The sequence below is a fragment of the Leifsonia sp. Soil_N53 genome (assembly GCF_057655165.1).
The window spans coordinates 1-7,712 of sequence record NZ_JBDGMM010000056.1 but is presented as its reverse complement, the minus strand read 5'-3'; the positions used below and the strand labels follow the sequence as shown (position 1 = coordinate 7,712).

At 72.8% G+C, this 7,712-nt stretch carries 9 protein-coding genes; 2 read left to right on the top strand and 7 right to left on the bottom strand.

Annotated features, from left to right (window positions below; all coding sequences use genetic code 11):
* A partial coding sequence (locus tag AC3A3H_RS08290) for a septum formation family protein (RefSeq protein ID WP_487614083.1) occupies window positions 1-631 on the top strand: 631 nt, incomplete at its 5' end.
* A 10-nt stretch (window positions 632-641) separates the two neighbouring features.
* Here the strand turns inward: AC3A3H_RS08290 and AC3A3H_RS08285 are convergent.
* Entirely contained in the window at window positions 642-1,196 is a 555-nt protein-coding gene (locus AC3A3H_RS08285; RefSeq protein WP_487614082.1) for a DUF4303 domain-containing protein, read from the bottom strand.
* A gap of 98 nt (window positions 1,197-1,294) precedes the next feature.
* Window positions 1,295-2,095 carry an HAD-IIA family hydrolase gene (locus AC3A3H_RS08280; RefSeq protein WP_487614081.1) on the bottom strand — a complete coding sequence of 267 codons (801 nt, stop codon included), beginning with the start codon at window positions 2,093-2,095 and terminating at the stop codon, window positions 1,295-1,297.
* Between the two features lie 111 nt (window positions 2,096-2,206).
* Here AC3A3H_RS08280 and AC3A3H_RS08275 point away from each other — a divergent pair, with 111 nt between their 5' ends.
* Window positions 2,207-2,875, top strand: coding sequence for a TrmH family RNA methyltransferase (locus tag AC3A3H_RS08275; protein ID WP_487614080.1), 669 nt, complete (start codon window positions 2,207-2,209; stop codon window positions 2,873-2,875).
* A 76-nt stretch (window positions 2,876-2,951) separates the two neighbouring features.
* Here AC3A3H_RS08275 and AC3A3H_RS08270 read toward each other — a convergent pair whose 3' ends face one another.
* From AC3A3H_RS08270 to AC3A3H_RS08250, 5 genes are all read right to left on the bottom strand, one after another.
* Complete coding sequence (locus tag AC3A3H_RS08270; RefSeq protein ID WP_487614079.1) at window positions 2,952-3,368, bottom strand: DUF3052 family protein; 417 nt, start codon at window positions 3,366-3,368, stop codon at window positions 2,952-2,954.
* Window positions 3,365-4,210, bottom strand: a complete 846-nt coding sequence (locus AC3A3H_RS08265) for a metallophosphoesterase family protein (RefSeq protein ID WP_487614078.1) — start codon at window positions 4,208-4,210, stop codon at window positions 3,365-3,367. Before AC3A3H_RS08265 ends, AC3A3H_RS08270 begins: the two co-directional genes overlap by 4 nt.
* An 81-nt stretch (window positions 4,211-4,291) precedes the next feature.
* The gene (locus AC3A3H_RS08260) at window positions 4,292-6,187 is read right to left on the bottom strand and encodes a YhgE/Pip family protein (RefSeq protein WP_487614084.1); all 1,896 of its coding nucleotides are present in this window, start codon (window positions 6,185-6,187) and stop codon (window positions 4,292-4,294) included.
* A gap of 2 nt (window positions 6,188-6,189) precedes the next feature.
* Window positions 6,190-6,903, bottom strand: coding sequence for a hypothetical protein (locus AC3A3H_RS08255; protein WP_487614077.1), 714 nt, complete (start codon window positions 6,901-6,903; stop codon window positions 6,190-6,192).
* Window positions 6,900-7,583, bottom strand: coding sequence for a TetR/AcrR family transcriptional regulator (locus AC3A3H_RS08250; protein WP_487614076.1), 684 nt, complete (start codon window positions 7,581-7,583; stop codon window positions 6,900-6,902). The genes AC3A3H_RS08255 and AC3A3H_RS08250 overlap by 4 nt, the downstream gene beginning before the upstream one ends.
* Between the last annotated feature and the right edge of the window lie 129 nt (window positions 7,584-7,712).

Here is a 7,712-nt window from a genome sequence, read left to right as displayed (position 1 = left end):
CCCCGCGCCGCCCTCCACCCCCCAGCGCCCCCTCAACCGTCGCCTCGTCCTGATCCTCGGCGCCCTCGCCGTCCTCCTCGTGCTCGTCGGCCTGTTCGCCCTCGGGACGCGCCTGCCCGCACTCTTCGGAGCAGCGGACAGCGCGCCGAAGGCCTCGTCGTCCAGTACCCCGTCGGCGACTCCGACGCCGACGCCCACCCCGACGCCGACGCCGACCGTCATCCCGAAGCCGGCCGCGGCCGTCGGGCCGGGCACGCATGCCTGGGACACGCTCGGCGGCGGCGAGTGCGTCCAGCCGTTCACCAACCCGTGGGCCGAGACCTTCACCGTCGTGGATTGCACGGCACCGCACTCGGCGCAGCTCGTCTACACCAACCTCGTCTCCGGCGATCCGGCGGCGCCGTATCCGGGCGCCGACGCGCTCGCACAGCAGATCAACACGCTGTGCACGGCGACCGGCGTCATCGACCTGACGGCCGCCGCGGCGTACCCGGACCTCCAGGTGCAGGGCTCGTTCCCGGCGACGGAGGCGCAGTGGAAGAGCGGCCAGCGCTCGTACTACTGCTTCGCCAACCGCTCCAGCGGGCAGCCGCTGACGTCGTCGGTGGCGGGGCCGGGTCCGACTGCCTGACCGGCCGTCGTCAGTCCCGGCGGCGGTCGAGCGGGTAGCCCGCGAGAGCCGTCGCGGGGTTGAGCCGGCTCGCCGACGCGAGGCGCGCGATGGCGCCGGCCTCGTCGCTGACGGTCACGTCGAGCACGACGTCGTCGCGCGCAGCGCCCCGCCCGAAGAAGCCGTCGGCGTCCAGGTCCGCGAGGGCGCCGACCATGGCCTCCCGCAGCGATCGGTTGACCTCGGGCGCGCGGTCGTACGGGTTGCCGAGCGCGTCGAACAGCGCTTCGACATCCCGGAAGCGAGCGTCGCCGTACAGCGCGTACGGCGACTCCAGGTCCGACCAGCGCAGCTCGTCGTGGAGGAGCTCGATGCGCTGCTCCCGGTAGCCCGCCACAGTGCGGTCGAGCCCTTCGAACGAGGAGGCCGTGGGCGCCGGACGGTGGGAGTTCGGGGTCGTTACGAACCCGAAGTAGTAGAAGGCCTCGTTCGGTCGTGCGGCGCGCAGCTCGAGCCACGCAGAGCGGGCCGCCTCGCGGATCGCCGACCGGATGCGCTCGTAGTCGTAGAGGGGGAGGACGCCCATGGTGGTGCTTCTTTCTGTGGGGCGCGTTCGGTGGGGCATGGCTCGACCATGTGGCGGCCGAGCGGAACGTCCGGGCGGCGTGGCTGCCCGGTCTCGGGTCAGAGTTCGGTCTCGACCGGTCCCGAGGTGAGCAGGTCCTGCACGCCGGACAGGATCTCGTCCGGACGGAACGGGTAGCGGTCGATCTCGGCCTGGTCGCTGATCCCGGTCAGGACCAGGATCGTGTGGAGGCCGGCCTCGATGCCCGCGACGACGTCCGTGTCCATCCGGTCGCCGATCATCGCGGTGTTCTCGGAGTGCGCACCGATGCGGTTGAGCGCCGAGCGGAACATCATCGGGTTCGGCTTGCCCACCACGTAGGGCTCCATGCCGCCGGTCGCCTTGGTGATCATCGCCGTGACCGCGCCCGTAGCCGGCAGCGGGCCTTCGGCGCTCGGCCCGGTGGCGTCCGGGTTCGTCGCGATGAAGCGCGCCCCGGCGCCGATCAGGCGGATGGCCTTCGTGATCGCGTCGAACGAGTAGCTGCGGGTCTCGCCCACGACCACGTAGTCCGGGTTCGTGTCGGTCATGATGAAGCCCGCCTCGTGGAGCGCGGTCGTGAGCCCGGCCTCCCCGATGACGTAGGCGCTGCCGCCCGGCTTCTGCGACTTCAGGAAGTCGGCTGTCGCCAGCGCGGAGGTCCAGATCGAGTCCTCCGGCACGTCGAGGCCGGAGGCGCGCAGCCGGGCCGCGAGGTCGCGCGGGGTGTAGATCGAGTTGTTGGTGAGCACCAGGAACGGCGTCCCCTGGTCCCGCCACTGCTGGATCAGCTCGGGCGCGCCGGGGAGGGCGGAGTTCTCGTGGACGAGCACGCCGTCCATGTCGGTCAGCCAGCATTCGATCTCGTCGCGTCGCGCCACGCAGGACCCCTTCCAGTGGTGATGTGACGCCCCCAGCATATTGCCCGGCGGGTTGCGGGCGGTCCGTGTGCTGACCGGATCGCCCGGGACGGCTGCCGTTACGCTGGGTCGGTGAGTCCGGAGATCCCGCAGCCCGAGCCGTCCGTGCCGCCGGAACTGCCGCCGTCCGCCGAGCTGACCACGCACGGCGTCGGCCCGTGGCCGGGCGAGTGGCCGGACGACCACCGCTACGACCCCGAGCTGCTGAGGCACGGCGACACCCGCAACGTCATCGACCGCTACCGGTATTGGCGCATGGAGGCCGTGGTCGCCGACCTGGACGAGCACCGCCACCCGTTCCATGTGGCGATCGAGAACTGGCAGCACGACATGAACATCGGGTCCATCGTGCGCAGCGCCAACGCGTTCGCCGCCGACACCGTGCACATCATCGGCCGGCGGCGGTGGAACAAGCGCGGCGCGATGGTCACCGACCGCTATCAGCACGTGGTCCACCACGACGACGTTGCGGCGTTCGTGGCGTGGGCGCGGGAGGCCGGCCTCCCGATCGTCGCGGTGGACAACGTGCCGGGGTCGGTGCTGATCGAGACGTACGCGCTGCCGCGTGCGTGCGTGCTGCTGTTCGGCCAGGAGGGCCCCGGTCTGTCGCCCGCCGCGCTGGCGGAGGCCGACGCCATCGTGGAGATCTCCCAGTTCGGCTCCACCCGCTCCATCAACGCGTCGGCCGCGGCCGCCGTCGCCATGCACGCCTGGGTCCTCCAGCACGTGCCCTTCTCCTGAGCAGCCATCAGTTCCGGAGTTGTGCACGCAACACGCCGGGCTTGGGCGTACACAACTCCGGGAGAGATTGTGGCGGTCAGCGGTTGGTGAGGCGGTGGACGAGTTTGAGGGCGGACCAGTCGGGGGAGAGTGCCGCGACCTTGACGTCCACGAGGCCGCGGGCGAGCGCGGTGTTGCGGATGAGGTTCTCGTCGAGGTCGCTGACATGGCCCGCGGCCTTGCGGGGCCAGGCCGCCCAGATCATCCCGGCGGGGTGGATGCGCGGCGCCAGCGCGTCGAGCTCGGCCAGGAAGTCGGCCGCCTCCCGGTAGAACGCGACGATCAGGCCGGCGGGCTCGGCCGAGCCGGGCGCGAGCCACACGACGTCCGCGGGTCCGTCCTCCGTGGGCACCGCCCAGCCGGGGTCGGCGTGCAGGAGCTGTGCGCGCATCCCGGGCTTGAGCCCGAGCTTCTTCCAGAGCGGCGTGCCGGAGTACGCGGCGGTCGTGCTCACGAGCCGCCGTGCCAGCCGGAGTCGGCCGCGACCCGGGCGACTGCGTCGGCGTCGAGGTCGTAGACGGTCTCGCCGTCGTCGGCGGCGGGCGCGCGGACGACCCCCGCGCGCAGCGGCCCGTCCGCGGCCAGGTCGACCAGCGCGAACCCGGCGCCGCGCTCCGCCCGCTGCCGCGGCGGCGGCCAGAGCACGTCCGTCGTGTTGGCGACGGCGGGCGCCACGACCACCGGGATGCCGCGCGACCCCGCCTCGGTGATGAGCGCGTGATGGTAGTGGCCGGCCAGGATCAGCTTCACGTCACCCGCCGAGCACACGTCGAGCAACGGCTCCGGGTCGACGAGTCGCAGCGAGTCGAACAGCCCGGTCGTCGGCGGGACGGGCGGGTGGTGCAGCACCAGGATCGTGCCGTCCGCGCTCGGCGCCGCCAGCGCCTCCCGCAGCCGGGCGAGCCGTTCGTCGCCGATCAGCCCGTAGCCGGCGCGTGCGACGGTGGTGTCCACGGTCACGACGCGGAAGCCGCGCACCTCGAAGCTCGTCTCGCGCGGCCCGAGCACCTCCTCGAACGCGTCCGGGAGGTCGTGGTTGCCCATCGCGTACGCGACGACGGCGCCGCGCTCGGCCGCCCAGGGCTCGAGCCGTTCGCGCAGCAGCCGGTAGGAGGCCGCCGTGCCGTCGTCGGACAGGTCGCCGGAGGCCACCACCAGGTCAACGGCCTCCAGCTCGCCGGCGCGCGCGAGCACCCGGTCGAGCGCGGCGAGCGTGTCGACCAGCCCGTAGTGGAGACGGCCGTCGCCGTAGAGATGCGTGTCGCTGAGGTGCAGGATCCGGAGTCGGTCGGTCACGCGGCCCACCTTAGCGCCACGCTCCGACGCCCAGTGGGAGCGCCGGCGCGGCAGGAGTGCCCGCCGCACGGCCGCCCCCGGTCACCCGATCAGCGACGGCCGGAGATCCCGCAGCGTGCGGAAGTGCGTCATCCGCGTCACGCCGATCGCCGAGACCAGCAGCGCGATCAGCATCCACACCGCGAGCACGCCCGCGTCCGCCCACGCCGTTGCCGGGTTGCCGCCGTACATGAGCTGGCGGATGCCGTCCACGGCATACGACATCGGCAGCACGTGGTGCAGTCCCGCGAGCGGGCCGGGCAGCGTCTGCCAGGGGAAGGTCCCGCCGGCCGTGACGAGCTGCAGCACCATGAGCACGAGCCCGAGGAACTGCCCGACGCTGCCGAGCCAGACGTTGAGCGCGAGGATGATCGCCGCGAACGTCACGGACGCGAGCGCCATCATCCCGAACATGCCGAGCGGGTTATGGATGCCGAAGCCGAGCGCGACGGACACGATGGCGAACAGCCCGATCATCTGCGCCGCGCCCAGCAGTCCCGGCGTGAGCCAGCCCGCGAGTGTGATCTTCACCGGCGAGTGCAGGGCCGTGATCGCACGCCGGGAGACCGGCTTGATGATGAGGAACAGCGCATAGATGCCGATCCAGCCCGCGAGCGCGACGAAGAACGGCGCCAGGCCGGCGCCGTAGGTGCCGGCCGAAGTGATGGAGTCGTTCTTCAGGTTCACCGGGTCCGCGATCGTGGACGCCTGCTTCTTCTGCAGGGCGGGTGCGTTGTCCGGGATCTGGGCGACGCCGTTCGCGAGTCCGGCATGGAGCTGTGTCGTACCGTCGTGCAGTGTGGTCAGTCCGTCCCGGAGCTGCGCGGAGCCGGCCGCCGCGGCGGACGCGCCGTCCGCGAGCTGGGCCGCGCCCGTCTGCGCCTGCGAGGCCCCGTCGGCGACCCGGGTCGCCCCGGACGACACCTGTGCGGCGCCGGTCGCGACCTGATCGGAGCCCGCCGCGAGCTGGTTCACCTGGCCGACGGCCGACTGGATCTGCGTGTTGCCGGCCTGGACCTTCTGGTCGATGCCGGTGAGCCCGGCCTGCACCTGGGCGATCACGGCCGGGTCGACGTGGGACGCCTGAAGCTGCGCGATGAGCTGCTGCCCGGCAGCGGGTGCCTCGGCCGCGAGTTGCGCCGCGGCCTGCCCGGCCTGGGTCGCCTTCGCCGCGAGCTGGTCGTTGCCGGCCGCGACCTTGGCGGCTCCGGCGCTCACCTGCGCCGCGCCGTCGCGCACCTGAGCCGCACCGGAGGAGAGGTCGCCGAGCTTGGCCGCGAGCGTCTGCGATCCGCCGGCGAGCCGGGCCGTGCCGTCCGCGAGCTGTGAGGCTCCGGTCTGCGCGCCCGCGCTGCCGTCCACCAGCTGGGCGGCGCCGTCCTCGGCGGTCACGAGGCTGGAGCGGATGTCGGCGAGGCCGAGCAGGAAGCGCTGGGCGGCCTCCTCGTTCACCTGCTTGACGATGGAGGTGCGGATCTTCTCGGCCGCCTGGGTGCCGATGGTCGACGCCAGATAGCTGTTGGTGTCGTTCGTCGTCAGCGTCACGATCGCGCGCTGCGGCGAGGTGCCGGAGGCGGAGGCGAGCGCGGCGGAGAAGTCCGATGGGAACGTGATGCTGAAGTCGTACTGCGAGTCGTCCACACCCGTCGCCGCCGACCCGGAGGCGACCCGGTGCCACTGGAACGAGCCGTCCGCGACGAGCTGCTCGGCGACCTGGTCGCCGTAGTTCACCGTCTTGCCGTCCACCGTCGTCCCGGTGTCGTCCACGACGATGGCCGCGGGGACGCGGTCGAGGTTCGCGTACGGGTTCTGGTTGGCCCAGAGGTAGAGGCCGCCGTAGAGCACCGGCACGCACATCAGCGCGATGAGCGCGACGATGGACATCGGGCTGGCGGTCAGGCGGCGGAACTCCGCCGCGATCATCTGCGGGATTCGGATCTTCATTTGTTCTCCACGATCAGGTCGAGGAGATCGTCTGTGTCGTCCCTGCCCGGATCTTCGTCGAAAGTCTGAGGTGCGGTCTCGGTGCTGTCCTCGTCGCCGGCGAACTGCCGCGAGACGAGGGCGGAGGCCGCGATCGCGGCGGCGGAGGCGTCACCCGCGACGACGAGCACGGCGATCCCGCGCCCGGCGAGTTCGCGCGCGAAGCGCCACCACTCCACCGGGTCGCCGCCGTGCCGGTCGGGCGACACGATGACGACGCCCTCCACGCCCGCGCGCAGGAGCGCCAGCTCGGTGAGGAGCCGGATGCGCAGGGTCGGAGGGACGGTGCCGATGGCGTACCTGGCGTAGTCGGCGGCGCCCAGCTCGGCCAGCCTGCGGCGCACCGCGAGCGGGTGGGAGGCGAGGCCGGCGAACATGAGCTCCTCGGCGACGATCCCGGCCACGGTCACGTCCGGAGCGGGCTCGCAGACGTCGGGGGCGTCGACCAGGGCGATGCGGCGGCGCATGGCTCCGAAGTCGGTGCGTCCGTCGATCGTGACCGTGCCCGAGTCGGGCCGCATCCGACCGGATGCGATCAGTCCGAGCACGGTCGGGCGCTGCTCGGTCTCGGCGCGGGAGAGCACGGTCTGCCCGGTCTCGAAGGCGACGGACGTGGTGGGGAGGGCGGCGTCGCGCGGGCCCTTGGCGACGGAGTCGAGGACGATCTTCATCGGGTGGCGTCCTCCGTGGCCGCCGGCTGCACAGCCTCGAACGCCAGCTCCGGTGTCGCGGCCAGCAGCTCGCCCGCCTCGCGCCAGCCCATCCCCGCCGCCGACAGCGCCGCGAGGACGACCAGCCGGTGCCCGTCGTGGTCCGACAGCTTGGCGCGGGTCGCCTCGTCGAGCACGGACACGGCCGCGTGCTCGATGAGGCGCGTGACCGTCTCCCGGTCGAGGTCGGCGCGGATCGTGCCGTCCGCCATCCCGCGTCCGACCGTGGCTCGGAGCCGCTCGCGCGCCGGGTCGAGCGCGCTGCCGACGAGTTCGCGGTGCGGGCCGCGCACGGCGAGCGCTGCGCTGACGCGGATGTGCTCGACCTCCGACCAGAGCGTCGCCCCGAACAGCGCGATCTCGACGCGGGCGTCGGGATGCGAGACCGGGTCGAGCAGCGCGGCCAGGCGGGCGGCGCCGCGGGTGAAGACGTCGATCAGCAGCTCGTCGCGGTTGGCGAAGTGGCCGTAGACCGCACGGCGGCTGAGCCCGGCGCGGGCGGCGATCGCCTCCAGCGAGGCGTCGATGTCCTCGTTGAGCGCGGCGGCGGCGGCGACCAGGAGGGCCTCCCGGTTCGCTGCCGCGTCGCGCCGCGGGGCGCGGGCGGGCGCGGCAGGGCCGGGTGCAGAGGTGGTGGGCATGCCACGATCGTACTCTTCTTGCACACAAGTGTGCAACTTAAGCTGTCACGCCGCCACGGCCCGCCCGCCCGCGACCTTCGGGAGCCGCACGCTGCGCCGCGCCGCGACCGCCGCCAGCGTCAGCGCGAG

What these genes read in the sequence shown, in the direction of transcription:
- AC3A3H_RS08285 (WP_487614082.1), bottom strand. Translation starts at nt 1,196, where the DNA reads ATGGGCGTCCTCCCCCTCTACGACTACGAGCGCATCCGGTCGGCGATC.
- AC3A3H_RS08255 (WP_487614077.1), bottom strand. Translation starts at nt 6,903, where the DNA reads ATGAAGATCGTCCTCGACTCCGTCGCCAAGGGCCCGCGCGACGCCGCC.
- AC3A3H_RS08250 (WP_487614076.1), bottom strand. Translation starts at nt 7,583, where the DNA reads ATGCCCACCACCTCTGCACCCGGCCCTGCCGCGCCCGCCCGCGCCCCG.